This window comes from Hymenobacter montanus (assembly GCF_014699115.1).
In the GTDB taxonomy this organism is placed as follows: Bacteria; Bacteroidota; Bacteroidia; order Cytophagales; family Hymenobacteraceae; genus Hymenobacter; species Hymenobacter montanus.
In genome coordinates this window covers 1-24532 of sequence record NZ_JACXAD010000033.1, presented here as the reverse complement: position 1 = coordinate 24532, position 24532 = coordinate 1, and the positions used below count along the sequence as shown (strand labels likewise).

At 60.4% G+C, this 24532-nt stretch carries 14 protein-coding genes; 7 read left to right on the top strand and 7 right to left on the bottom strand.

Annotation, left to right across the window (positions count from 1 at the left end; genetic code table 11):
* Positions 1-341: 341 nt before the first annotated feature.
* From IC235_RS20635 to IC235_RS20625, 3 genes are read left to right on the top strand one after another with little or no spacing between them, the layout of a single operon-like run.
* Positions 342-3470: a SusC/RagA family TonB-linked outer membrane protein gene (locus IC235_RS20635; protein WP_191007110.1), complete on the top strand. Its 3129-nt coding sequence runs from the start codon at positions 342-344 to the stop codon at positions 3468-3470.
* A gap of 40 nt (positions 3471-3510) precedes the next feature.
* Positions 3511-5076, top strand: a complete 1566-nt coding sequence (locus IC235_RS20630) for a SusD/RagB family nutrient-binding outer membrane lipoprotein (protein WP_191007109.1) — start codon at positions 3511-3513, stop codon at positions 5074-5076.
* A gap of 39 nt (positions 5077-5115) precedes the next feature.
* Positions 5116-6405, top strand: coding sequence for a hypothetical protein (locus IC235_RS20625; RefSeq protein ID WP_191007108.1), 1290 nt, complete (start codon positions 5116-5118; stop codon positions 6403-6405).
* Positions 6406-6657: 252 nt separating this feature from the next.
* On the opposite strand, the gene treF is transcribed toward IC235_RS20625, so the two are convergent.
* The 3 genes from treF to IC235_RS20610 form a co-directional block, all read right to left on the bottom strand.
* Complete coding sequence (treF, locus tag IC235_RS20620; RefSeq protein WP_191007107.1) at positions 6658-8343, bottom strand: alpha,alpha-trehalase TreF; 1686 nt, start codon at positions 8341-8343, stop codon at positions 6658-6660.
* Positions 8344-8653: 310 nt separating this feature from the next.
* Complete coding sequence (locus IC235_RS20615) at positions 8654-10462, bottom strand: glycoside hydrolase family 10 protein (RefSeq protein WP_191007106.1); 1809 nt, start codon at positions 10460-10462, stop codon at positions 8654-8656.
* Positions 10463-11695: 1233 nt separating this feature from the next.
* Positions 11696-11962 (bottom strand): hypothetical protein, encoded by a 267-nt coding sequence (locus IC235_RS20610; RefSeq protein WP_191007105.1) that lies wholly within the window; start codon positions 11960-11962, stop codon positions 11696-11698.
* A 153-nt stretch (positions 11963-12115) separates the two neighbouring features.
* Here IC235_RS20610 and IC235_RS20605 point away from each other — a divergent pair, with 153 nt between their 5' ends.
* From IC235_RS20605 to IC235_RS20590, 4 genes are all read left to right on the top strand, one after another.
* On the top strand, positions 12116-12961 hold the full coding sequence (locus IC235_RS20605; RefSeq protein ID WP_191007104.1) for a hypothetical protein: 846 nt from the start codon (positions 12116-12118) through the stop codon (positions 12959-12961).
* 516 nt (positions 12962-13477) lie between these two features.
* A complete protein-coding gene (locus IC235_RS20600) occupies positions 13478-14347 on the top strand; it encodes a rhomboid family intramembrane serine protease (RefSeq protein ID WP_191007103.1) in 870 nt (289 codons plus the stop codon).
* Positions 14348-16039: 1692 nt separating this feature from the next.
* Positions 16040-17047 carry a zinc-binding dehydrogenase gene (locus tag IC235_RS20595; protein ID WP_191007102.1) on the top strand — a complete coding sequence of 336 codons (1008 nt, stop codon included), beginning with the start codon at positions 16040-16042 and terminating at the stop codon, positions 17045-17047.
* 144 nt (positions 17048-17191) lie between these two features.
* The gene (locus IC235_RS20590) at positions 17192-17464 is read left to right on the top strand and encodes a hypothetical protein (RefSeq protein ID WP_191007101.1); all 273 of its coding nucleotides are present in this window, start codon (positions 17192-17194) and stop codon (positions 17462-17464) included.
* 337 nt (positions 17465-17801) lie between these two features.
* Here IC235_RS20590 and IC235_RS20585 read toward each other — a convergent pair whose 3' ends face one another.
* The 4 genes from IC235_RS20585 to IC235_RS20570 form a co-directional block, all read right to left on the bottom strand.
* On the bottom strand, positions 17802-19220 hold the full coding sequence (locus IC235_RS20585; RefSeq protein WP_191007100.1) for an FAD/NAD(P)-binding protein: 1419 nt from the start codon (positions 19218-19220) through the stop codon (positions 17802-17804).
* A 110-nt stretch (positions 19221-19330) separates the two neighbouring features.
* Positions 19331-20299, bottom strand: coding sequence for an ADP-glyceromanno-heptose 6-epimerase (rfaD, locus tag IC235_RS20580; protein ID WP_191007099.1), 969 nt, complete (start codon positions 20297-20299; stop codon positions 19331-19333).
* A gap of 197 nt (positions 20300-20496) precedes the next feature.
* Positions 20497-22503, bottom strand: a complete 2007-nt coding sequence (locus IC235_RS20575) for a M1 family aminopeptidase (RefSeq protein ID WP_191007098.1) — start codon at positions 22501-22503, stop codon at positions 20497-20499.
* A gap of 211 nt (positions 22504-22714) precedes the next feature.
* The gene (locus IC235_RS20570; RefSeq protein ID WP_191007097.1) at positions 22715-23863 is read right to left on the bottom strand and encodes a hypothetical protein; all 1149 of its coding nucleotides are present in this window, start codon (positions 23861-23863) and stop codon (positions 22715-22717) included.
* Between the last annotated feature and the right edge of the window lie 669 nt (positions 23864-24532).

The following is a 24532-nucleotide window of genomic DNA, read 5'->3' as shown; positions in this document are numbered from 1 at the left end:
CGAAAGCTAGGCGGTAATCAAAGTATGGTGAGGGGAAATAACAGTTTTTAATAAGTATCAATCGAATTAATATAATGATTATACAGTGGTTGCATGAGCGCGGCGCGTAGGGGTAGCTGGTCTCGGATACCGATTACGTAAATATTTCGCACATTTGAAATCCTGCTGCCCTGTCTCAATTCTACCGCCCAACTGCCTTATGAATAATAAAACGTTGTACTATAGCAACGTTATACTTTGTCCGACCCTCGCGGCCGGAACCTGACGGCATGCACAGCCGGGGTTCCGGCTTTTTTGTTGCCCCTTGATTTTTCTCTTTTCCTCTACTAACCCCCAACGCTATGAAAAAAAAATATTCCCTGTTGCTCCTGCTGCTAGGCGTGCTGCTCGCGCCCGCCGGCTGGGCCCAGGCGGTCCGTTCCGTGGCCGGCGTCGTTACTTCGGCCGCCGACCGCAGCCCCCTGCCGGGGGTGACCGTGCTGGTAAAGGGCACCACCACGGGCAGCACCACCGACCCCGACGGGCACTACTCGGTTCAGGCTGCCCCGGGAGCGGTGCTGGTATTCAGCTTTATCGGGTACACCTCGCAGGAGCGCTCCGTCGGCGCGGAGGGCGCCATCGACGTGGTCCTGCAGGAAAGCAGTGCGGCCCTGGAAGAAGTCATCGTGACTTCGCTGGGCATCAAGCAGGAGCGGCGCCAGGTGAACTACGCCGCCCAACAAGTAAGCGGCGACGAGCTGATTGATACCCGCCAGCCCAACATCGTGAACGCCTTGCAGGGCAAGGTGGCCGGCGTGAGTATCACCAGCTCGGGGGGGGCGCCGGGCGAGGGCGCCAGCATCGTTATTCGGGGCGGCAACTCGCTCGACGGCGACAACCAGCCACTGTTCGTTATCGACGGCGTGATTATGGACAATTCCTCGTTCTCCGAATCTACGGTGCCGGGGGGCGGATCAGGCTTCAATGGCACGCTCAGCCGCTCGGTGGGCACTCCCAACCGGGCGTCCGACATCAACCCCGAAGACGTGGCCTCCATTACGGTGCTGAAGGGGCCGGCAGCTTCGGCGCTCTACGGCCTGCGAGCGGGCAATGGGGCCGTCATCATCACCACCAAGAAAGGCAGTGCCGGCCGCACGGCTATTACCTACCGCACCCAGTACTCGGTGGACGCGGTGAGTCGCTTGCCCAAGCTGCAGGGGGAATACAAGCAGGGTACCGGGGGCGTTTTCGACCCTGGGGTGCGCACCTCGTGGGGCCCGCGCTTCGGCCCCGACGAAACGGTATACGATAACCTGGGCAACGTTTTTAAGAAGGGCCGGACCTTTCAAAACTTCCTCACCATGTCGGGCGGTACCGACAAAGCTACGTTCTTCCTGTCGGCCTCTCACCTCATCCAGAATGGCATCGTGCCGGAAAGCCAGTACGACAAGACGTCGGTCCGGCTCTCGGGCACGGCCCAGCTTTCGCCCAAGATTAACGCTTCGGCGTCGGCTAACTACATCAATTCGGGCGGGGCGCGGCCGTTTCAGGGCCAGGGATTGTTTGGCAACTCGGCCCAGCCCAGCGGCTTTTACCTGAGCCTGCTCAACTGGCCGCGCAACGACGACGCCCGGGTGTTTGAAAACCCGGATGGGACCCGCCGCCGTTTGCTGGGCGGAGCGGCGGGCAGCGACCCGGACAATCCCTACTTTACCATCTACCGCAACCCCCAGACCGACCGCACGAACCGCCTCATCAGCAACGTGTCGCTCACCTACGCGCCGACTAGCTGGCTAAACCTGAACTACGTAATCGGCAACGACTTTTACCAGGAGCGCACCCGCTCGGTGCGGGCCGTGGGTACTTCGCAGCCCGACAACCAGAACGGCGGCCTGGCCGAAAGCGTGAACTTCAACCAGGTGCTGACTTCTAACCTGCTGGCTACGTTCACGCACGAGTTCAACGAGAACGTGCGGGGCTCGCTGCTGCTGGGTAACGCGCTGGAGCTGAACGATAGCCGGTCCAACGACTTCCTCGGGACCGTTTTTTACAACCCCAACTTCGTCAGCCAGAATACTACCGTTAACAAAAACGTGCTGCAGCGCTTCGCCACGCGGACTATCATTGGCAACTTCGCCCGAATCAACCTGGACTTGTTCCGGCAGGTGACCGTGGAGCTGTCGGGGCGCTACGACCGGTCTTCGACCCTGCCGCGCCCCGAGGAGAACAAGATTTTCGGCAAAGGCTTCGGCTACGGGTCGGCGGCGGTGGGCTGGGAATTCTCCCGGACTCTGAACCTCGACCAACACCCCGTGCTGGGCTACGGCAAGCTGCGCGCCTCTATTGCCCAGGTGGGCAAAGACACCGGCCCGTACCGCGTGGTGTCGCCGCTGACGAACAACACCTTCATTGGGGGCGGCCTGCGCAACGGCTTCTACGGCTCGAACCCGGTGCTCCGGCCCGAGCAAACCCGCAGCTACGAGCTGGGGCTGGACTTGCAATTTCTCAAAAACCGCCTGCGCTTCGACGGGGCCGTGTACCGCCAAACGACCATCGACCAGCTCATTGCCCCGCGGGTAAGCCAGGCCGTGGGCTTTGTTTTCAAGTACCTCAACGGTGGGAACGTGGTGAACGAAGGGCTGGAGTTGAGCCTGAGCGGTACGCCCGTGCGCCAGCCGAACGGCCTGACCTGGGATGTCGGGGCCAACTTCTTCACCAACCGCAACCGGACCGAGCTGCCCATCGGGTTGGGCATCGTAGCCCAGTCGGAGTCGTCGGTATCGGACTACGTGCAGGGTGCGGCCTTTTTCGGCCTGCCCCTCACCGGCATTGCCGGCTCCGACCTGAACCGCGCCCCCGGTGGGCAGGTGCTCATTGGCGCCAACGGCTACCCTACGGTGAACGCCGCCTTCACTTATTTGGGGGACCGGGCCCCAAAATTCACGACCCAGATTACCAACACGCTAACGTATAAAGGAGTGGGGCTAACGTTTCTCTGGGATTTCCGGCGGGGCGGCAAGGTGTACAACGGCACCGCCCAGTACGCCACGCGGGTGGGCATCAGCGAGCGGACCCTCGACCGCTACAAGCCCATTGTGATTGACGGCGTGGTGGCCGTGACCGACCCCGTCAATGGGGCGGTAAGCTACGTGCCCAACACCCGCGCCGTGGAGGCCACGCAGGTTTACTACCGCGATATCCTGGGCGCGGCGGGCGGCATGTTCGTGGAAGAAGTGAATTGGGCCCGCCTGCGCTATGCCACCTTAAGCTACGGCCTGCCTAAGAAGTGGCTGGGCGACTCGAAGGTGGTGAAAGGGGTGGAGCTGAGCGTGACCGGCCGCAACCTGCTGCTCTTCACCAACTATACCGGCTCGGACCCCGAAGTAGCCGCCAGCGGATCCGGAGTGCGGGGCGGGGGCTCGGGGGGCTTCGACTACGGCGGAGTACCGGCTTCCCGCGGCGTCGATATGGCCATTCGCGCCACGTTCTAAGTTTTCTCTTTCCTGACTTTCGACCTTGACTTTGACTTCTATGAAAAGGCTACTTCTTATTTTGTTCCTGGCCCTGGCCGGTCCGGCGCTGACCGGCTGCGAGAGCTTCCTCGATAAAAACACCGACCCCAACAGCCCCACCGAAACTACGCCGAACTTTCTGCTGCCCAGCATTATATCCAACGGGCTGGCTATCCAGGGCCTCACGAGCCTGCGTACGGCCTACATCACGCAGTACGTAGCCTCCCGGTCGGCCAGTGCCGGGGGCGCCGACCAGTACTTTCTGACCACGGCCAACAGCAACGCGACCTTTAATAACACCTACTTTCTGGTGGGCGGCAACATTCCACCCATGATCAAGCAGGCCCAGGAGGAAGGCTCGCCCTACTACGTGGGCGCGGGCAAGATTATGATGGCCCTGATTCTGAGCCATGCTACCGACATGCTCGGCGACATTCCTTACCGGGAAGCGTTTCGGGATGATAACTTTTCGCCGGCCTACGACCCGCAGGAGCAGCTCTACGGCGACATCCAGCAACTGCTCGATGAAGGCATAGCGGAAATGAGCAAGCCCGCGGCGGAGAACAAGCGGCCGCTTTATTCCGACGTGCCCAGCCCCAACGGCGACATCCTCTACAAAGGCAACGTGCAAAAGTGGATTCGCCTCGCCTGGTCGCTCAAGGCGCGGCAGCTCCAGCACCTCACTAAAAAAGCAGGTAAGTACGACCCCGCCAAGGTGCTCGAATTCGTCAGCAAGGGCTTCCAGTCGTCGGCCGACGACTGCCAGCTGCTATTTGTGAATCCCGGGCCGGGGCTAGCCGGCACCACCAACATCTACGGGCCCACCCGGGCTAACTTCAACACGGCTACGTACGGCGCTAACTTTATCAAGTTTCTGAACGGGGCGACTTATGCTGGGGTCATCGACCCGCGCCTGCCCGTGATGGCCACTGCCACCAGCACCGGGGCCGATCCGGGCCGCGGCGGCGGCCCACAGCCTACTAATGTGTCTACCGACTTCTACAAGTCGTTTTACGCCCGCGACCTGGGCTACCAGGAGGTTATTACCTATCATGAGCTCCTGTTTATTAAGGCCGAAGCAGCCTTTCTGGCGGGGCAGCGGACCGACGCGCTGTTGGCTTATAAACAGGGCATCGAGGCACACATGACCAAGATTGGCGTAGGCGGCACCACCACACCGCTGGCCCCCGATGCCCCGGCCCCCATTCCGGTCATTACGTCCGCGCAGATTTCAGCCTACCTGAGCAGTGCCGCCGTGGCCCAGAATGAGGCGGAGCTGGCTTCACCCACTGCCCCCGGTGTGCCGCGCGCCATTATGCAGCAGAAGTACATCGCCCTGTTTCTGAACCCGGAATCGTGGACCGACATGCGGCGCTATGACTTCAGCCCCGACATCTACCCCAACCTGACGTTCCCGGCGGGCGCCAACACCGACGCGGGGGGGCAGTACCCGCGGCGCTTGCTGCCGGCCGAGCGGGAAGTGGTGCTCAACACCGCCCGGGTGCGCAGCCTGACCGGCCCGGACGGCACCGTGAACGGCCTGAGCCCAACATTTTTCACCCAAAAAGTGTGGTGGGACCAATAGCCGCGCCCGTTGTCCCACGCTTTATCCATCCTTGACCTCATGACCAACCAACAATATTTTTTACGGCTGATGCCCGTGCTGGCCGTGGCGGGCGGGCTCCTGGCGAGCTGCCAGAAAAACGACGAGCGCCCCTACGCCGTGAGCAGCGAAGACCGGTACCCGACCCTGCTCAGCAATTCGCTGGGCGTGGCCACCAAGTACGCTCCCGGCGAAACCGTGCCCCTGGAGCTGCAGTTCGCCGGGCAAAGTGCGTCCATTCAGGAAATCCGCGTCTTCCAGCGCATCGAGCCCGCCCCGGACTCGACGGTAGTACAAACGCTGCCCGGCCGTCAGGCCGCGTACTCCCGCCGCAAGTTTGCCGACACGCTGGTGGTGAATGTGGTGCTGCCCTCCGCGCCCAATCAGGCGCGGGTGCGCTTCTCGGCCGTGGTCGTTAGCCAGAATGGGCTGACCAAGACGCGTGCGGTGCCGTTTCGGGTAGCGGAGGCCACGCCCACGGTCCGCGTCGTATCGGCCACCAACCTGACTGCCCCGGCGGGCGCCCCGCTGGTGACCAACGACGTGGTGCGCTACAGCCTGTTGTTGAATGAAAACGGCATCAATCTCTACCCCGAGCGGCCGGCGGCACCCCCGACAGCCACGGCGGTTCTCTTCAACAACCTCGACAGCCTCATTACCTACGTGCGCGTAGGCGGGGCCCCCGAGCGGCGCTTTGCCCGCCAGCGCCTGCCGCTCGCCGGGACCCAAACGGGCGCGGCCACTTCCGTAACGTTAAACCTGGCCCTGCCCACCGGCTCGGCCGGGCAAAATGTAGTATTTCGCTTCGAGGCCAAGAGCCGCTACCTGGGCACCCCCAGCTTCCGCGCCAGCTCGGTCACGGCCGCGCCCATCACGCTCGGCTCTCCCACGGCCCTGGCAACCACTCAGGCCCGGGTGCTGACTTACACCGGCGCTACTGGCGGGGACTTGGCCGCCCTCGACCTGACTACTTTCACGCCCGTTGCTGCTGCCGGTCCAGCCACTAGCAAAGACTTAGTCATCAGCAGCACGGGCGGCAACGCGGTGCAGTTCCAAGCCCTGAGCACAGGCACGCGACTGGTGCGGGCTACCGCGGCTGCGTACCCCTCGGCTACGCTGAACAGCATCCGGCAGGCTTACACCGCCGCCGCTGCCACGGCCCAGGTTAGCACCCTCGATAACATCGTGGTGGGCGACGTGCTCATCCTGAAGCTACGCGGCCAGGACCAGTACGTCGTGGTACAAGTGGCCGGCATCAATCGTACTTCCGCCACCGATGTGACGGTGAGCCTGAACATCAAGGCGCAGTAGGCAGAGCAGGCAGGCCATGACTTGACTGATGAAAAAAGCAGGACGCTTCCGGTGGAGAAGCGTCCTGCTTTTTGTCTGAATACCCGTTCATGAAGTAACTGTATCGGCCAGTCGCTCCTGCTTCGACCAGCTCAGCAGGGCCGTCCTTACGCGTTTAGGAGCCGCCGCTGTTAAGTTCCGTTCACTTTGGGGCGGTAAAGTTTCGCTATGCGGCTATGAGCGACCCACTGTTTGCTGGGATGACGTGATGGTTTATTTCAGGTCGTACCACTCCAGGAACCTTAGCAGCACGCCGTTGGTCCAGCCGAAGCCGTCTTGCAGCGGGTATTCGCCACCCCCGGCGCGGCGGTTGGGATTCACCACGTCATACTTTTCGAGGAGCTGCCCGGTTTGGGTGAACACCCGGCGGTTGAGCCCTACCCAGCGGCGGGCAATGGTATCGGCCAGTGGACGCTGCTGGTAGCGGCGCAGGCCCTCAACCGCCAGGTACTGCAAGGGCGCCCAGCCGTTGGGCGCGTCCCACTGCTGGCCCGTTTTGGTCAGGGTCGTCACCAGGCCGCCAGGCCGCAGAAAGTTCGCTTTCAGCCCTTGGGCTACCCGAGCGGCCTGGGCCGGCGTTGCCAACCCAAAAGCCAGGGGGTACACGCCGGCCAGGGTACGCACCGGCGAGCGCTGGCGCGTGCGCCAGTTATAGTCCTGAAACCAGCCGGTGGGGCTATTCCAGCACAGTGCCAGCAGGGCGGTGCGGCGCCGGGTGGCCTTGGCCGTGTATTCGCGGGCCAGCGCCGGCTGGCCCGCCACCCGGCATACTTCAGCTAGGGTTTGCTCCAACTGGTAAAGCAGGCAGTTGAGGTCCACGGGCACGAGGTCGGTGGTTTGGATGCTGGCCAGTCCGCCGCCGGGCCGGAACCAGCGGCTGCTAAAGTCCCAGCCGGAAGCTGCCGCGGCCCGCACGTTGCGGTAAAACTGCGCCGGCGGCTGCTGGCTGCGCTTGGCGGCGGCCACGTCTTCGGTGTAGGATTCTTCGCGGGGCTGGATGCTCTCGTCCCAATAGCGGTTGAGTACGGCGCCGCCGGGCAGGCGCACCACCCGGTGGGCGGCGGTGCCGGGCGCCAGTTGGTCGGCCCCGAGCATCCAGTAGCGGTATTCCAGCTCCAGGGCGGAACGGTAGCTCAGCAGCACCCCGTTGCCCTGGGCCTCGGCCAGCAGGGTCACCATCCGGGCAAAAAAAGGCGGCTGCGAGCGGGTGAGGTAGTAGCTGCGGTTGCCGTTGGGCACGAAGCCGTAGCGGCTGATGAGAAAGGCGAAGTTGTCGGTCAGGTCGCGCACGAGCTGCGTTTTACCTGCTTCGGCCAGCCCCAGCATCGTAAAGTACGAATCCCAGTAGTACACCTCGCGGAAGCGGCCGCCGGGCACGATGTAGGGCCGGGGCAAGGGCAGCAGGGAGCGGTAAGGGGCCAGCGAGTCATTTGGGTCCACGGGCGGTGCGGCCGGGCGGGCCAACACCGTCCAGAGGGTGTCGAGGTGGTGGCGCAGGCCCGCCGCTACGTTGCTGCGGAACACGGCTTCCCCGTCGGCCGGCAAGTCGAAGTGAGCTTCCACGAAGGCCTTGAGCTGAAAGCCCGGCCGGCTTTTCTCACGGTACCAAGCATCCATAATGGTAACCGGTCGTTGCCGGGGCACGGCATCGACAAAGGTTTTGTTGTCGCGGAAAACATGCCCCAACTGCACGGCCTCGAACAGGCCTGGAAACAGCTGCCGGGGCGACGCGTAGAGCAGCGCGGCCGGAGTGCCCCCGTCCGCTGGCTTGGGCGCAGCCGGCGCTTTACTCGCTAACCTGGGCGCAACCGTGGGCGCTTTCTTTTTAGTTTGGGCCTGACCAGGCAGCGCCAGTACAACCAAGAGCCCCAGCAACCAGCCGGATAATTTTTTACGCATGAATAATTGAGGTAGAAGGTGGTGAGGTGCTGCCAGCGCGGACATGGTACGGAAGCAGTAGTCGCGCTAAATGTTTGGAAGAGGATAAACTCCGCCTAAAAGTATTCTTTTCTGCTCAATGCACGCTTGATTGCTAGGCTCGTCAGTTCCAACCTAAGCCCCACCGCCTGACAACCTCGCTGGGTGGAGGCTCGGCTTCAATGGTAATAGCAGGTAGCAATTACTGTGGCTGGTCAGATACCTTGGTTGCGCTCGGTATGACATGGATATTTTCAGGCGAGTACTTAGCTGCCCACCCTCAACCTACCAGCTAGAGCCAGCCAAACAGGCGGGCAAAAAAACCGCGCCGCTTGGGCTTCTCCTTGGATTTGACTTTTGTGAAAGGCGTTGAGGGTCCGGAACCTTCATCCCCACTGTTGGGGCGAAACACAATGCGGGGTAGGGTGGGGCTGGCCCCCGGCCCCGCGGCCACGGTCGACGAGCCGTCGGACGACGAGTTACCGGCTGGCGCCTGACCCAGCACCAACTCAGTAGTTTTTTCGCCGGTGGTGATGACGCGCATGGGCCGGCTCTCGTTGTGCAGGCGGTCGACGGCCGTTACGTAGTAGGCGTAGGATTGGCCGGGCACGGCCGTAGTGTCGACGTACGTGGCGGGGAAGCCGGGCGCGGGCCGGGGCAGGGCCAGAATGCGGCGCGGGTCGTCGGGAGTCGACCGCTCGTTGGCTTCGAAGCGGTAGAGCACGTAGTAGGTAGCCGCGTCGCCGTCGGCCGCGGGTGGGCCCGACTGCCAGCTCAGCGTTACGGAGTGCTGGAGGCGGCGCAGGGTTAGGTTGGCCACGGGCAGCGGAGGCACGGCGTCGAGCCAGGGCATGGCGGGCACCAGCGCTGGGTAGCGAAACAGGTCTTGGCGGAGCGAATCGGTAGTGTGCAGCGGGTTCGCGACCAACGATTTGGCCGAAAAGAACACGCTGCCGCCCACTTCCTCGTCGAACGAGCGGTTGAGGCGAATCTGGCGCGGCAGCTCACGCGGGTTGCGCCAGGTGGTATCGGAGCGGGTGCTTTCCAGCATCCGATAAGTGCCGTGGCCGATGTAGAGGTGGCGGTCGAAGTGGTTGCGAGTCCACCATTCCAGCAGCACGGGGTAGGGCACGAGGCGGAAGTTGGTGCTCCAGTAGAGCTGGGGTACGATGTAGTCGATCCAGCCTTTTTCGAGCCACAGCCGCGAGTCGGCGTACAGGTTCGAGTAGGAGGGCTGCCCGGCGCGGGTGTCGGAGCCCAGTGGGTTGGCTGATTTATTCATCCACACCCCAAACGGCGAAATGCCGAATTTCACCCAGCGCTTAGCCAGCCGGATGCTGTCGTGCAGGTCGTGAATGAGCACATTCACGTTGTGGCGCCGCCAGTCAGCCAGGTCCGCGATGCTGTCGGGGTTAAAGTCCCGAAAGGTGGCCTCGTCGTGAAGTACGTGGCCGGGCTCCGGGTAGGGGTAGAAATAATCGTCGAAGTGCACGGCGTCGATGTCATAGCGCCGCACCACGTCGAGAATCACCCGGGTGATATGGGCCCGCACTTCGGGCCGGCCGGGGTTGTAGAGCAACTTCCCGGCGTAGCGCAGAAACCACTCCGGGTGTTGGCGGTAGGGGTGGTTGGGCGCCAGGCGGTGGGTGGCCGAATCCATGGACGCGCGGTAAGGGTTGAACCAGGCGTGAAACTCCATGCCGCGCCGGTGGGCCTCGGTAATGAGGAAGGGCAGGGGGTCGTCGTCATTGGCCGGAGCGCGCCCCTGGGTACCGGTCAGCCACTTGCTCCACGGCTCTAAGTCAGACTTGTAAAACGCATCGGAAGCCGGCCTGATTTGCACGAATACAGCGTTGATGCCGACGCGCTGCCCAGCATTGAGCAGGCGTTGGTACTCGGCCCGGTACTGTTCAGGGGGCGCCCCCCGCTTGTTGGGCCAGTCGATGTTCTCGACGGTGGCAATCCACATGCCCCGCAGTTCGTGCTTGGGGGGCGGTGTGGAGTCGGCCGTGGTTTGGGCTTGCGTTGGCGCCAGGATACCGCGCCCGCCAATAATCAGTAGCAAAAAAAGAAAGCGGCCCTGGGCGAACAAACGAAGCATCAATAAAATGAACAACACGATTAAGTGCTGCAAATTACGAGAATATGGCATAGCCCAGGGTACCGCACAGTCTTTACCGCGTGCTGCGGGCGCAACAAGTGGTACTCACACCTGGCCTCGAAAGGTGCCAGGAAGGTTGAATTATGATAGGCATGGAGGTGCCGACGCTCAGGTATCCTGAAGCTCGGCGCCACTTTCTTCTTTCTATTTCCTAACCTCCTCCTGTGTTGTAAGATCCTTGGCTTCACGTTCATGAACATGTTGGCCGAAATCAGACACCGGGCGTGGGCATCGTTAGCGCCGCACTTAACGGGCAAAGGTGAGAACCTGGCCCGTCGGGCAGGTGATAATTGATTGTTCCAGAGTCCGACGCTGTGGAACCTTGTTGCCAAGGCTCATTTTTGACAGCCTTTTATTCAGCCATGGATTGGGAGATTTTACAGCGTGTTGAAGTATTTTGCTTCAACTACATAAAAACTACCTTCTTCATTTATGAATATAAGAGTTGAAGTATTATTGTAAGGCATGAAAAAATAATTTCTATGCCATTCAGAATCAATGTTATTAATAATGTTTATTAGTTCAATTTTATTAATTGTAGTTATTTTTCCGATGAATTTATATTTTTTTCTTTCTCCATATAAACCTATTGTCCTCTATTTGATAATAATTTTCTACGGTAATAAAATCGATGACTTTATCTTTTCTCTCGCTTGAAAATAATTTATAATTATTGAATTTGTTGCCTTTGGTTGAAAAGGTTAAAAAGTAATTATTAATTAAATTATCAAAAACAGCGCTGTCTTCCATCTTAAATCAATTTGATATTATGTATCATAACATCATGAAATGCCTGTCTACGTGGCTGTTTATCTCGGCTGCCTTTTGGGCGGGCTCCTGCAGCAGTGGGGAAGCGTGTAGGAACCCGGCTAAAACGCCTTACGCTAGCTAGTATGTATATCAGGGTGTACTTGCCAATAAAAAGCCATCAGGGCCGCCGAGTACCACTGTAGCAGGCGACCCTGACCCCCACGCTGGGAAGTACGCGCTTATCTGCTCCGCTACCCCCGACAGCGTTTGCTTTACCTGCTCAGTGAGGTCAGTGGGCCAGTCAAGCGCGGGCACTAAGTTCAACTAGGGGAGGCACAAATACCTAGCGGTGGTCCGGACCACGTAAAGCCGGATACTCGTCGCGCTCATCACGCGCGTCTAAAGACTATACGTCCCTATTGCTCACGAGCCTGTTAGCTCGGTGTCGGTCTGGTTGGGGCCGCCTTCGAGGCCGTTGGTTTGGCTGGCGTTACCGTACTCGCCGCGGATACCGGCCCCGTCGCCCATGTTTTCCTGGGTGCTTTCGGGCATGGCGCCATCGGCCGTGGTGCCGGCTTCGGGGTTGCCACGGGCCTGCTGGTCAGGGTCCGCGTGCTGCGATGGGGTGAGTCCGCCAGTGCTGGCCTGGTCGGGACGTGGTTTGTCGGAGTTCTGCTGGGGGCTGGACATCGGGTTGGAAAAGAAGGAAGTTGAAGGATAGAAGCCTAATTTTGGCTCGTGGAAAGGTGTACGGCTGGCTAGCGTGGGGGTTGGGTGCGGCTGATTGCGCGGCGTTAGCCATCTTCCTGCCTACTTCCGCTCTTTCACCTCCAACCAACTGCTGTGGCTGATTCCTTCCCCGATTTTTATCACCAAAAAACCGACGCCGAGCTGCTGTTTTTGGTTGCCCACCCCGAGCATTATCAGCCCAGCCTGATTGACGAGGCCCGGCGCGAATTGGGGCGGCGCGGAGTGCCCCTGCCGGCCCCCGCCAGCCCCGCGGCCCCACCCGCTGTCGATGAGCGGGCGGCCAGAACAATCAGTCCGACTCTGCTGATAGTAGCCGCCCTGCTGGTGGTGGGGCTGGGCATAGGGTACTGGGTGAAGGGCCCGAATGCTCCGGCCCCGCCTGCTCCGCTGGCTGCCCCTCGCAAAGGGCCGCCTCGGCTCACAGAAGTGGTTACCTCCGTCGTGCCGAACTACGATGGAGTAGTGGCGAAGGTCGTGGAGCAGCAGCTCCGGCGCGTCCCCGCCGCCGAGCGGGCCGCCGCTACCCAGGCCCACCAGCCCCTGCACCAGTACCGCGAGCTCGTCAAACGCTTCTGGGCTGCCGAAACCCAGACCGAGTACGTGCTCGAGGAGGCCCGCAAGGGCCAGCCCAACGCGGCGCTGCCAGGCCACGTGGAAGCCGTGGGTGCCACGTGGCGGCAGTGGAACAAGGCTACGGTATATAGCTACAAGTTCGGCCCCGCCATGGCTGACCACCTCGATTTGATGATGCGCGTGGCCCAGCAGCAGCAGGAAGGGCTGGCCGATTTGCTTCTGGTCGCCAACAACCCGCAGGCCTACGAAAACGACAAAACCCGCCGGCGCGCCGCCGACGTGAGTGACTTACTGTCGGGGCTGCTGCCCAAGTCGCCGGTTACCGGCCGGCCTTACAAGCCAATGGTGCGCCACATCCGTTTGTAAAGAGAGAAGGAGAAGAACCTCTTTCAGACGAGAGAAGCAACAGTCTTGCTTAGCGGGTATGGACCGTTAGGGTACAAGGCCGGCGCGCTGGGCGCAGCCTCTGGTCTGTTGATGCCGGCCAACACCCGTACGCGCGCCGCTACGCCCGGCAGGACTGCCTAAACAGTCGGAATACTCTTGGAAACAGCTACTTTTCACTCAGGCTAGCGAAAATGGAGGAGGCGGAAATCCTTAGAGGCTGTTTGAATCAGTGAAAATCACTTTTGAACGCCCTGCTCTATCTGGCGTCCGCTGGTCGAAGCAGGACCGTTTTTATTCACTCAAACAACCTCTTAGACAATGGCCCATGAGGGCTAAATCACTCACCATCGGGTCATTGAACGATTCCAATTGCCGCGCCTTAGCGCTGACCTGCTGTTACCTCCTCTGCCGAGGGAAAGCGACTAGTCGACCTTCCAACAACTGGCAAAGTGGCCGGTTGGTCAGGCTGGCGCACTCCTTGCGCCAGCAGCTCGTATGGACGCACCCGCCCCTAATAACGCAACCCCGGAGCCCGGTTCCACGGCTGCCCTGGCCGCCCAGCTCTTCGCTCAGAAGCCCGAAGCCGAGCTGCTGTATATGGCCCAAAACGCGGCCCGTTACCCACCAGCCGTGGGGGCCGCCGCCGTAGCTGAGCTGAAGCGCCGGGGCCTGCTGCCCGAGGCCCCGCCCCAGCACGTGCCCGTTCCCACCGCGTCTGCCGAAACGTGGCCGGAGCTCATTGGGGCGTTGATGCGGGGCTTGTTTATTCCTTCGCGCCGCTTCCTGGCCACCCCGTTGCTGCTCGACCTCAACCTGCTGGTGTTCGGGCTGATGGTGCTGAGTGGTGTGTCGGTTGCCGAGCCCACGGGCCACCAGCTCATGCTTTGGGGCTCCAACGTGTCGGGGCTCACGCTGCCCGGGCAGCCGTGGCGCCTATTCAGCTGCTTATTCATACACGCGGGCCTCTCGCACTTGCTCCTGAACATGTTTTCGCTGTGGCTGCTGGGCCTCCTGGTCGAAGACCGGGTGGGACCCGGGCGCCTCGTGCTGGTGTACCTGGCCTGTGGCGTGGGTGGCGGGCTCGCCAGCCTGTGGTGGCACACTGCCGGCATCAACTCAGTGGGAGCCAGCGGGGCCATCTTTGGCCTCTACGGCCTACTGCTGACCCTGCTGATTGGCAAGAAGCTGGTGCTCGACAAGTCTGACCGCCGGGCCATGCTCGGCCTGGTACTGTATCTGGTACTGAGCAACCTGTTGGCGGGCGTAACTGGAAATATCGATAACGCGGCTCATCTGGGTGGCCTGGCAACCGGCCTGCTAGTGGCCGGCCCCCTGGCCCTGATTGGCTTAAAAACCCATGCGTAAGCCCTGCGGAGGGTGGGCCCTTGAGTGGCCTAGGGCGGTAGGGATTAGGCGCGGTTGATTGGGCGGCATTAGCCATCTTGCTGCCGCCTCTGCTCTTTCACCCCGACCGAGTGCTGTGGCTGATTCCTTCCCCGATTTTTATCACCAAAATCAGCGCTGAACTACTGTTTTTGGTTGCCCACCCTGAGCATTACTAATCCAGCCCGCCTGAAAAAGCCCGGCGCAAATAGTGGCGGTGGAGATCAAATGAGCGAGCCCCTAATACTAGCGCCTGCCAGTGGTGAGCCTGAGAACATTTTTAGATAGGTGAAGAGCCCAACCGCTCGCTCCGGCTATGGCTGCTCCGCTTGCCGCCCCTCACAAAGCCTCGCTCTGGCTCAGGGAAGTAGCTACCTACGTCGTACCTATGCATACGATGGGGTAGTGCTATAAGTCGTAAGGGAGCAGTTTAAGTCATCTCAGTTCTGGCCAGCAGTAACTAAATGGCGCAAGGAGAAACTTCAGCCTGGAAAAACGACAGTAAAAGAAATAATCATGAAGAATATATTCAACCTGTTTTGTAAGGTAATAATTGTATTTATATTATTTTGTGTAGGTGTTACCATTGGACTTGAAATATCAGATTATCCTGACATTGATCCCACTTCGCTAAAACATACTTTCGTTCACTTTAGCCTTGTATTAAGTATTCCGCCTACGTTTGCATTCTTCCTGATATATCGAATGTATAGGCGGATTAAAACTCGTTGGGTTTTCTACCTAAACGCATTTCTTATTCTTTGCGTCACCCTTTTTTTAATGTACCTTATTATGTGCATGATCTTATTAAATGAATTAGCTGAGGGCTTAAATGAGTTGGCTCCCAGAGTCAAAGACGCTGCCGAAGGGTTTATTAACTGGATAAAGCCAAAACGCTAAAGAGATGCTCTGGTATTTTAAAATTTAGTCCCAAAAATCGAGAAAGCTGCGTCGCCTGATTTATTTACGTAACCCAAGTTGCGGACTAGCCGCGTCGCGGTCGTACCCGGTAGGGCGGGAGGTTGGTAGAAAATGGCAACCCGGGCCAAACGAGAGCCGCGTCGCGGTGACAGGCCAACGCCAACCGCCAAATGTGTCACCGCTACGCGGCTCTGAACCACAGGGCCTATTTCAATTACTACCAACCTTCCGCCCTACCGGGTACGACCGCGACGCGGCTCTCAACCGCAGGGTCTCTTTGAACTACTACCAACCTACTGCCGCTACCAGGCTAGGTCGCAACTTGAGGTATGTAGCTGTCCGACATAACGGCAACATAGGTACTGGTCACCATCAATGGCCCATTTATTGAGCCTGCTCGCATGGCAGGCCCAATTTGTAGGGCCGGGGTCCGAAGAGGCAGCAGGGTTGTTTGCTGCACTACCTACTGCCGTGAGGCTAGCGGTAAGCCCATAATGGCCCAATGCAGCCGAAACTCAGCAGCCCCCAATGTGGCGAGTATAGCGAGTACAGTCTGCGCGTTTATAGGCCCGCTGAAGGTCGGGCTGCCGTAATCTTGTGTTGCCTGATGCCCGGCAGCTTTGCGGCGGGCAACTTGTGCCCATTCGCCGTTGCTCCCCGGTAGAAGCGCGGGCTACTTAACTTCCGCCGCCGGATTCCCGGTTGTTTTGATCTGCCAATTCAGTAATTACCCTCTCACTGCCCAGCTAAAACATGCAAGCCCTCCAACTCGATGCCGTCCACCAGCCTGCCACGGTGCGCGACGTTCCCACTCCTGCGCCCGCCGCTGGCGAAATCCTGGTGAAGCTGCACGCCGCCGCTCTCAACTACCGCGACGTCTGGATTCAAAAAGGCCAGTACGCCGGCCTGCGCCTGCCCTGCACCCTGGGGGCCGACGGTGCCGGGGAAGTAGCTGCGCACGGCGAAAGCGTGCCCGCCACGGCTCCCCTCGTGGGAGCCCGCGTCCTCATCAACCCTGGACTGCGCTGGGGCGACAACCCCCGGGCCCAGGCGAAGGAGTTTGTGGTGCTGGGCATGCCCGACCCCGGCACCTTTGCCGAGTTCATCACTTTACCCGCTCAGTACATCCGGCCGATCCCGCCGCACCTCACCTTTGAGCAGGCCGCGGCGCTGCCGCTGGCGGGGCTGACGGCCTACCGGGCGGCGTTCACCCGGGCGCAGGTGCAGCCCGGTGAGCGGGTGCTGGTAACCGGGGTAGGAGGGGGCGTCGCTTCCGTAGCCGCCCAGCTTTGTGCCGCCCGCGGCGCCGAAGTGTGGGTGACGTCGAGCGCCGACGCCAAGCTTGCCCGGGCCCAACAGTTGGGCGCCCGGGGCGGCATCAACTACACTGCCGAAAACTGGGTGAAAACGCTACTACAGCAAGCTGGTGGCCCGTTCGACGTCATCATCGACAGCGCGGCCGGGGCACCTTTTAACGCGCTGCTTGACGCGGCTGCCCCGGGAGGACGCATTGTATTTTACGGAGGCACCCTGGGGGCCATACCCCAACTGCCGCCCGCCAAAGTATTCTGGAAGCAGCTCAGCCTTCTGGGTTCAACCATGGGCAGCCCCCAGGACTTCGACGACATGCTGGCCCTGGTAACGGAGAAAAGCATCGTACCCGAGGTCGACGAAGTGTTCCCGCTCGCGGCGGGCGAAGCGGCCCTGAGACGCCTGGAGTCGGGCGCACAATTTGGTAAGATCGTGCTAAAAATCGTTTGAAAAATCAGGATGTTAATCGAATTGATTGATGCTGTATTTTTTCGCTGAATAGTGGCAAAAAGCAGGAGTCGAAGGAATGAAAACAAGCACTTTGGGGTTAATAAAACAAGGCATTTCGCCCTCAAAATCACCTGCGTTTTTGTCATGAAATCAGCCGCCGAATACCTCGCTTCTAATGTCTTTGAAGCCCGCCGCCCCCGCCGCGAGCTGCAGCCCGTAGTAGCTTACGCCGACGCTGTACAGGCTGTCGAGCAAGCCTTGGCTGATGCCGAAAAGTATAAGTATTTGCTGATGCGGGCCCTGCGTCGCCACGCCGACGAATCGCGGGCCATCGCACCCACTCGCTTGGCCGACATCAGCCCCTCTTTCCCGGCTGAAGCGCCTGTGTTACCGCTCTATCCGGCTTTGGCCGCGTAATAGCTAATAGACAGCTGAGCGAGTGGTGATGAGAGGTCACCGCGCTATGCGCATCAACGGGAATCCACTATCATTCTCTGAACTACTAACTCCAGGAAATGAAAATCCCTATCTCTGGACAGAGGTGGGGATTTTCATTTCTTAATGATTTATTAGAGTCACTATCTGGTAAGAATCAATATTTTGCTTCAGATTACAGCTTTGTAAGTTGCGGTACTGTATTAAGCCTTAGGTTGCTTCGATTCCGCTTGCTGTGCAGGGTGCTTGCTATAAATAGGTTGTTGAAACTCGCTCCTCGGCCCGCCTCGCGGGTCAAGGGAGTCAGGGAGATGTAGCTCTAACCGGGGACCAGCAAGCGGGCTTGGCTTACCCGCCGGGCCAGCTCGGTGGCCAGCATTACGGCCTGCTGGCGCAGTTCCGGCACCGCCGTGGACTCAAAATACGCCGGCCGCCGGCTTGGCCCCAGGGTGAAGATGGTGCTTGAAGTCATGCCGTCGGCGCCGCGCACGGCCCCGCACTCACTCGTGAGCAAGCCCAGGCGCAGGGAATCGGCCGTGAGGTGGCCGGCATCGCGCAGGCTCATCACGAGCGGGTCGGTAATGCGGCTGTAGTCGAGCAGGGGGCCGGTGCAGCACACCACGTGTTGGGCCACGTGCCAGCTGCCCCGGGTGCCGTGGGGCCGCACCCGCACCCGTAGCACGGGGCCGTCGGGGAGGATTTCGCGCACCGTGCCCACGTGCAGCTGCACCAGCCCGGCAGCTGTGAGCTCAGCCAGGGCCGCGGCGTTTTCGGGGGGGCTGCGGTGGCGCGTCACGGCCCACAAACCGGCCAGGTGGCGCAGAAACCGACGTTGTTCGGTTAGGGGCCAAGCGGCCCAGATGCGCCCTAAGTCGGGCCGCAGCGCGTCCATCACCGGCCGCCAATCGATGCCCTCGGCGGCAGCGCGGCGCAAGTGCCGCTTGAATACGGCCAGCACGCCGGTAACGGTAGTTTCGGCGGCCAGTTCCGGGTAAAAGTTGGGGTAAGAGGCCGTAGCGGAGCCGTGCGCGGCCGGCCAGCGGCCGTGGCGAGCTACTACGTTCACCGGCGCCCGGTGGCCGTCTTTGCGCAGGGCCAGCAGCACATCGATGGCGGTGAGGCCCGAGCCAATGAGCAGCACCGAGTCGTCGGGCCCGATGCGGCGCAGGTTACCGGCGGCCCAGGGGTCGGCATGGTAAGCGTCGTGGTGCAGGTAGCGGTGGTCGGGTCCGGCCGGGGGCGGGGGCGGGAAGTTACCCAGGGCCAGCACCACGAAGTCGCTCACGAGGGTTGTGCCGTTGGCCAGCAGCACGGCACGGCGGCCATCGGCCCGGAGCGGGGCCACCACGGCGGTGGTGCGGTGCCAGCACAAGCCGCCCGCCTCCGCGGTCGGCGAAGCAGTTAGCGCCGCCAGCAGCTCTTCGCTGAGGTAGCGGCCGTAGGTGGACCGGGGCGCAAATTCGGGCACGCCGGCCGTGCTTTCGGGTTGGCCGCGCAGCCAATCGGCAAAGTGCTGCGGAGCATTCGGGTACAGGCTCAGCGCGCCCGGGCGCACGTTGAGCAGGTACTCGGGGCGGCGAGCGGTGTAGGCCAGGCCCGGGCCGGGAAGTTCCCGGGGCTCAATCAGATGAATAGCAGCCTGCGCCAGGGCCGGCTGGCGCCGCAGCTGTAAGGCCAGCGCTGTGCCCGCGAAGCCGCCGCCCACAATGGTGATAACAGGACGAGCAGGTTGATTCACAGCGAGCGAAAGATTGAGGAAAGCAATGGAACGGCTAGCGGCGTGGCCAAGCACTGGCCCCAACCGGAAGAGCGCTGCTGGAACAGCTGGCGCAAGCTAAAAACTTCAGCTTACAAATACTGTCCTGGTACCAAGTAGTTCCGGACGTAGTCGGCAATGCCGTCTTCGAGCCGGGTGAATGGTTGCGCGTAGCCAATGCCCCGGAGCTTGCTCATATCCGCTTCCGTGAAGTACTGGTATTTGTCCCGAATGTCCTCGGGCGTGTCTTTAAACCGAATATCAGCCGTACGGTCCAGGGCCTCGAACGTGTTCAGCGCCAGGTCCAGGAAGGTGCGGGCCTGGCCGCTGCCCAGGTTATAAATGCCCGAATCTTTCCGGTGGTGCAGCAGAAAGTAGCACACTTCCACCACGTCTTTAACATAGACGAAGTCGCGCATCTGCCCGCCGTCGGTATAGTCGGGGTGGTGCGACTTAAACAGCGTCATCGAACCCGTTTGCTGAATCTGGTTGAAGGCGTGAAAAATCACGGAGGCCATGCGGCCCTTGTGGTACTCGTTGGGCCCGTACACGTTGAAGAACTTCAGCCCGGCCCAGAAATAGGGCTTTTCGGGCTGCTGCAAGGCCCAGTTGTCGAAGTCGTTTTTCGACTCGCCGTAGGGGTTCAGCGGGCGGTAGAGCGGGAACAGGGCCTCGTCGGTGTCGGTGTAGCCGAGCGTACCGTCGCCGTACGTAGCCGCCGAGGAAGCGTATACCAGGGGCAGCTGGTAGCGCACGCAGGCCTGCCACATGCGCTTGGAGTAATTCAGGTTGAGCAGGTCGAACACGGCCGGGTCCATCTCCGTGGTGTCGGTGCGGGCCCCCAGGTGAAACACGAACTCCACCTGCTCGTGGTGGGCCTCAAGCCACTCAAAAAACGTTTCCCGGTCTACGTACTCGCGCAGCTTCTTGCCCTCAATGTTGGGCAGCTTCTTCGCAATCGAGAAATTATCGACCACCACCACATCGTTGAAGTTGGCGGCGTTGAGGCGGGAAACAAGGCAGCTGGCAATGAAGCCGGCCGCACCGGTGACGACTATCATAAGGCGGGGATTTTCGTCAAAAGTAGGGTTGATTTCGCGTAGAATACGACTCGGGCTAACAACCCACCCCCCGCAGCACTGGTTGCCGCTGGGGGCGGGTTGTTAGCCCGAGTCGTATTTACCTCTGACCGCTGCTCTGTTCTCTGCGGTCGCTGATCAAACTGCCGTACTGCCGCTCCGGCTTTCGGCTCCTGGCTTTATTCCCGCACGAAGCGAGCCAGGGAGGCGGCGCCGCTGGCGGTAGTCAGGCGCAGATGGTAGAGGCCGGGCGCCAGGGTACGGGTGTCTATGCGCGCGTTGAGCGGGTCCACGACCTGGCGCAGCAGTACCCGGCCGGTGGCGTCGCTCACTTCGGCGCTGGCCCGGCTCGTCAGGTCCGGCAGATGCAGGATTTCGCGGCAAGGATTAGGATATACCGTGAACCGGGCTGGGTTAGCGGTGGCCGTGCTCAGTACTAGTGTATTGTCGCGCACGCTGGTGCCCGGGCCATTCAGTATCCACTGCTGCCCATCCACGGTGACCGAAGCCACGGCTTTGCTGACGGGCACCGTGAAGGAGGAAACCGGCTGGCTCTGGCGCCGGCGCAGGGTTTGCTCGGTGCCGTCGGTGAATCGCAGGGTATAGTCTACGTCCGTGTCGAAGAAGGGCGTGACCGTGGGCATAGACGTGGTTTCGGTGCTGCGCAGGTAGAAATTCGGCCCAACCTGGTTCCAGCGCACGTCGAAGGTGGGATAGCCCTCCCCCCGGTACCACTGGTCAAAGAAGTACTGCAGCGACCGGCCGGCCTCGGCCTCGAAAATGCGCTGCAAGTCCTGGGTGCGGGCCGTGCGGCCACTGTAGGTGCTTTGGTAGGTGCGCAGGGCCCGGAAGAACTTGGTATCGTCGTTGAGCAGGTAGCGCAGCATGTGGACCACCGCCGCGCCTTTTCGATAAGAAAGGCGGATACTAAAGATGCGTTCGTCGTCGGTAGTATCAGCGACCCAGAGGCTACCTCCGGGGTTTTGCAAAACAAGCTGGTGGGCCTGGTCCATCCAGTCCCGGTCGGTACCAGCCGGGGCGAAGCGTTGCAGCGAAAGGTACTCGCCGTAGGAGGCAAACCCCTCGTGGAGCCAGATATCCTCCCACGAAGCACAGGTTACGTTATCGCCGAACCACTGATGGAACAGCTCGTGCGCCGTGAGCAGGACATTGAAGTTTCCCTGCGTGGTCATGGTCTGGTGCTCCATGCCGCCGCCGATGGGGGCCATGCTGTGGCCGTATTTCTCCGAGGCAAACGGGTAGAGGTTCACCAGGCTGGAGAAGTTTTCCAGCAGCAGCGGCGTGTAGTCCAGTTGCTCACGGTAGCTCTCCAGGGCGGCCTGGTTGTAGACGTAGTTGACGATGGGAATCTGAGGACCACCGGCCGGGTGGGCGTAGTTGACGTACTCGACGTACGGGGCCACGGCCACCGACACGAGGTAGTAGGCAATGGGCTTGGCCCGGTGCTTCCACTCATAGCGGCTCTTGCCGTTGGGCAGCGGCGTCACGCGCGTCAGCACCCCGTTGGAGCCGACTTTGTTCGCGCTGCTCGTCGTCACCCACACATCCAGCGAATCGGCTTTGTCGGTCAGCACCTGTTTGCAGGGCCACCATTCGTGCGCCGCGAAGGGCTGCGAGATGCTCCAGGTGACGTTCACGCCAAACTCGGAGACCAGCTGAGTGCTGAGCGCGTTCTCACTACCGGGCGAGCTGCCGTTGGGCGCGGTGCCCCGGTAGTAGATCACGGCGCTGAACAGGGTGTTGGCGGGCACTACCTGCGGCAGCCGGGCCGTTACGTCGGAACCGGCGCGGCGCAAGCCCGGCGAGCGGCGCCCGTTTACCACCACGGAGTCGATGGTGAAAGTCGGGTACAGCTCGAAGGCTACCGAATCGAGCGGCTGGGCCAGGTTCCGGGCCAGCAGGCGCACGTTGCCGCTCACGTCCCGCGAGTTGTTTTCCAGAGCGAGGTCCAGCTTGTAGTAAGTCACATCGTAGCGGTCCATTTTCTGGCGATGGCGTACGGTGGTTGTGGGGCCGCGCTGGGCTGCTTGCCGGTGCCCCTTGGCACAGCTGGCCGCCGCGTCATGGGTTAAATCTGCGAAAGCCGGGCGGATAGTGGGAGTTTGCGCCCAAAGGCCAGCGGTTGTCAGCAGCAAAACAGCCACCAAGCAGTAAAAGCGAAACATGTGAGGAAAAGCAAGTAGTGGAAAAATGAGTCAGCCGCCGGCTGCTGGGCAAGAAGCGCCCGGCACTTGCCGGGCTGTTTACCAGCATCCCAACCGCTCTAGTATTTATCATTGGCCCGGCCTGACCGGTCAAGCCGGGCCAATGATGGAGCCGTTCAGATAGTGTTTGGGCCTCGTGCTGCGGGGGCGTTCCGAATGCCGCAGCCGCTCATCAATTCTTGTAGATGCGGAGTTCTGGGTGATAGAGGTGCACGAAATCCTGCGTGTTGACGGCACCGGGCCCCTCAAAGTGCGCGCTGCCCCCGAAAACAATGCCCCTTCCCGTTGCCGGGAGGTTCTTGGCCCAGCCATTATTTCGAACGTAGAGGCCAAAAGGGAATTCTCCGTAGCGGAAAAAGAAATTGAGATTGTCGACTTTTTCGAGCGCATAGACCCGCTTACCTTTCCGCCGGGCTAAGTCAATCAGGCGGAAGTAATTGTTGTTCTCCCGCGTTCCTGGGAAATATTGGTTCCAGGCCGTGTCGTAGTAATCCAGGAGGGCTTTTTTAGCCTTGAGAAAAGCGTCACTGCCTTCCGGGGCCGACAAGAAGGTATTCACATCGCCCTGTAGCCTTTCGTTCATCATTTCTAATGCAAACCAATCGTAGATATCGGCATTGCTTAGAGCAGTATACAACCCGTTATAGATCGACTCATTACCGTGCTCATCCGGTAATATAAGTATGGCGTTTGTTTGTGAGGGAAACGTGTTTATCTCATCTCCTCTGATAACGGGAGCGGGTCTCAGCTGAGGCAATTTAGCTTCAGTATCAAGCTCCAACTCGTAATCCGGGTTAGGAATCAAATACCTGGATTCGAGCCCTTCCCTTCGGATGATGTCGCGGAACTCTTCCAGGCGGGGCAGAAAATCCCTAAAAGTCGCTCCGCTCGCGTAAAAATGGTCGATGGGAACAGTGTAGGTGTTAAACGCCCTGATCCTCATCGCGGTGTTGCTGTAAAACGTGCCGTTCCAGCCGCTATTGAATTTTAACTCCAGCACGTTGTTATCCTCCCGAACCACCTGCGCGTATTTGGGAACGAAATCCCGCTTGATCCGTTCGGGCGAGGTCAGCCGCAGCGCCTGGTAGCCGTAAAAGTCAGTTAGAAACCGGGCCGGCCGGCCAACCGCCCGGATAAACTCCTCACTGGTGCGGCCCGTGGCATCATTTACCCTGGCGAACAACGGCGTAGCGTCTATGTCGTGGATGTAAGCCGAATTATTTTGGATGGGCGGCTGTGGGATAATATCATCTTTATCTTTCTTGCAGCCAGCAACGAAGATTAGCGAAGCCAGCAAAGCGAGTTTTGTGTTGTTCCACATGTGTTTTTTGAGGTTTAAAAATTGATGTTTTAGAAATACCGCTTACTTGACGGTACAAGCCAACGCCCAGCATTTTGAAGGGCAGCAAGGGGTGTAGAAGGAGTGTTAAAGCCTTTTTACCAAGAAAAGAGTTAAGATTGGGGACCAGTATAAGAGGGTGCAGTGTTAAGCGGGTCTACGTCAATAGTCGCGCCTGATACCATCCTTATTCTCGGAAAAGTGACAAACGAGGGGTTGCCGGTGACGAACTCAGTGTTGGGTGTTGCAGACGCTTTTGGCTCTCGGAAAGCCTGTTTTCATCAACTCAGGTAGAGGGCCGCGGCTGGCTAGGGTTACCCATGTCACCTCTCCCAATTCTGCGCGTCCATAACCAGGAAATTGGCTGTTGATCAGTACTCAACGGGCCTCGTTGCGCTGATTTCCAGGGGCGAAGGCGGTCGGGTTACTTTCGTTAATAGGCTTCGCTCGCCAGCACGGTGGGCATCAAAAAACCCCCTTGGCCGTGCCAAGGGGGTTTGTCGAATTGATCGGGTGAGCGCGGGCTAGGGGATGCCCCAGCCCCGGCGCTCGGCCGCGGGTCGGCCGCCGGAGGCTATTGGACCTCTACGCGGCGAGCGAAGAGCTGGCCGTCAGCCGTCTGGCAGAGCACGGTGTAGAGGCCCGCGGCCA

Excerpts from the sequence above, each read along its gene's own strand:
- IC235_RS20610 (WP_191007105.1), bottom strand. The coding sequence starts at position 11,962 with ATGTCCAGCCCCCAGCAGAACTCCGACAAACCACGTCCCGACCAGGCC.
- IC235_RS20575 (WP_191007098.1), bottom strand. The coding sequence starts at position 22,503 with ATGTTTCGCTTTTACTGCTTGGTGGCTGTTTTGCTGCTGACAACCGCT.
- IC235_RS20600 (WP_191007103.1), top strand. The coding sequence starts at position 13,478 with ATGGACGCACCCGCCCCTAATAACGCAACCCCGGAGCCCGGTTCCACG.
- IC235_RS20595 (WP_191007102.1), top strand. The coding sequence starts at position 16,040 with ATGCAAGCCCTCCAACTCGATGCCGTCCACCAGCCTGCCACGGTGCGC.
- IC235_RS20635 (WP_191007110.1), top strand. The coding sequence starts at position 342 with ATGAAAAAAAAATATTCCCTGTTGCTCCTGCTGCTAGGCGTGCTGCTC.
- treF (WP_191007107.1), bottom strand. The coding sequence starts at position 8,343 with ATGCGTAAAAAATTATCCGGCTGGTTGCTGGGGCTCTTGGTTGTACTG.
- IC235_RS20630 (WP_191007109.1), top strand. The coding sequence starts at position 3,511 with ATGAAAAGGCTACTTCTTATTTTGTTCCTGGCCCTGGCCGGTCCGGCG.
- IC235_RS20590 (WP_191007101.1), top strand. The coding sequence starts at position 17,192 with ATGAAATCAGCCGCCGAATACCTCGCTTCTAATGTCTTTGAAGCCCGC.
- IC235_RS20615 (WP_191007106.1), bottom strand. The coding sequence starts at position 10,462 with ATGCTTCGTTTGTTCGCCCAGGGCCGCTTTCTTTTTTTGCTACTGATT.
- IC235_RS20570 (WP_191007097.1), bottom strand. The coding sequence starts at position 23,863 with ATGTGGAACAACACAAAACTCGCTTTGCTGGCTTCGCTAATCTTCGTT.
- IC235_RS20625 (WP_191007108.1), top strand. The coding sequence starts at position 5,116 with ATGACCAACCAACAATATTTTTTACGGCTGATGCCCGTGCTGGCCGTG.
- rfaD (WP_191007099.1), bottom strand. The coding sequence starts at position 20,299 with ATGATAGTCGTCACCGGTGCGGCCGGCTTCATTGCCAGCTGCCTTGTT.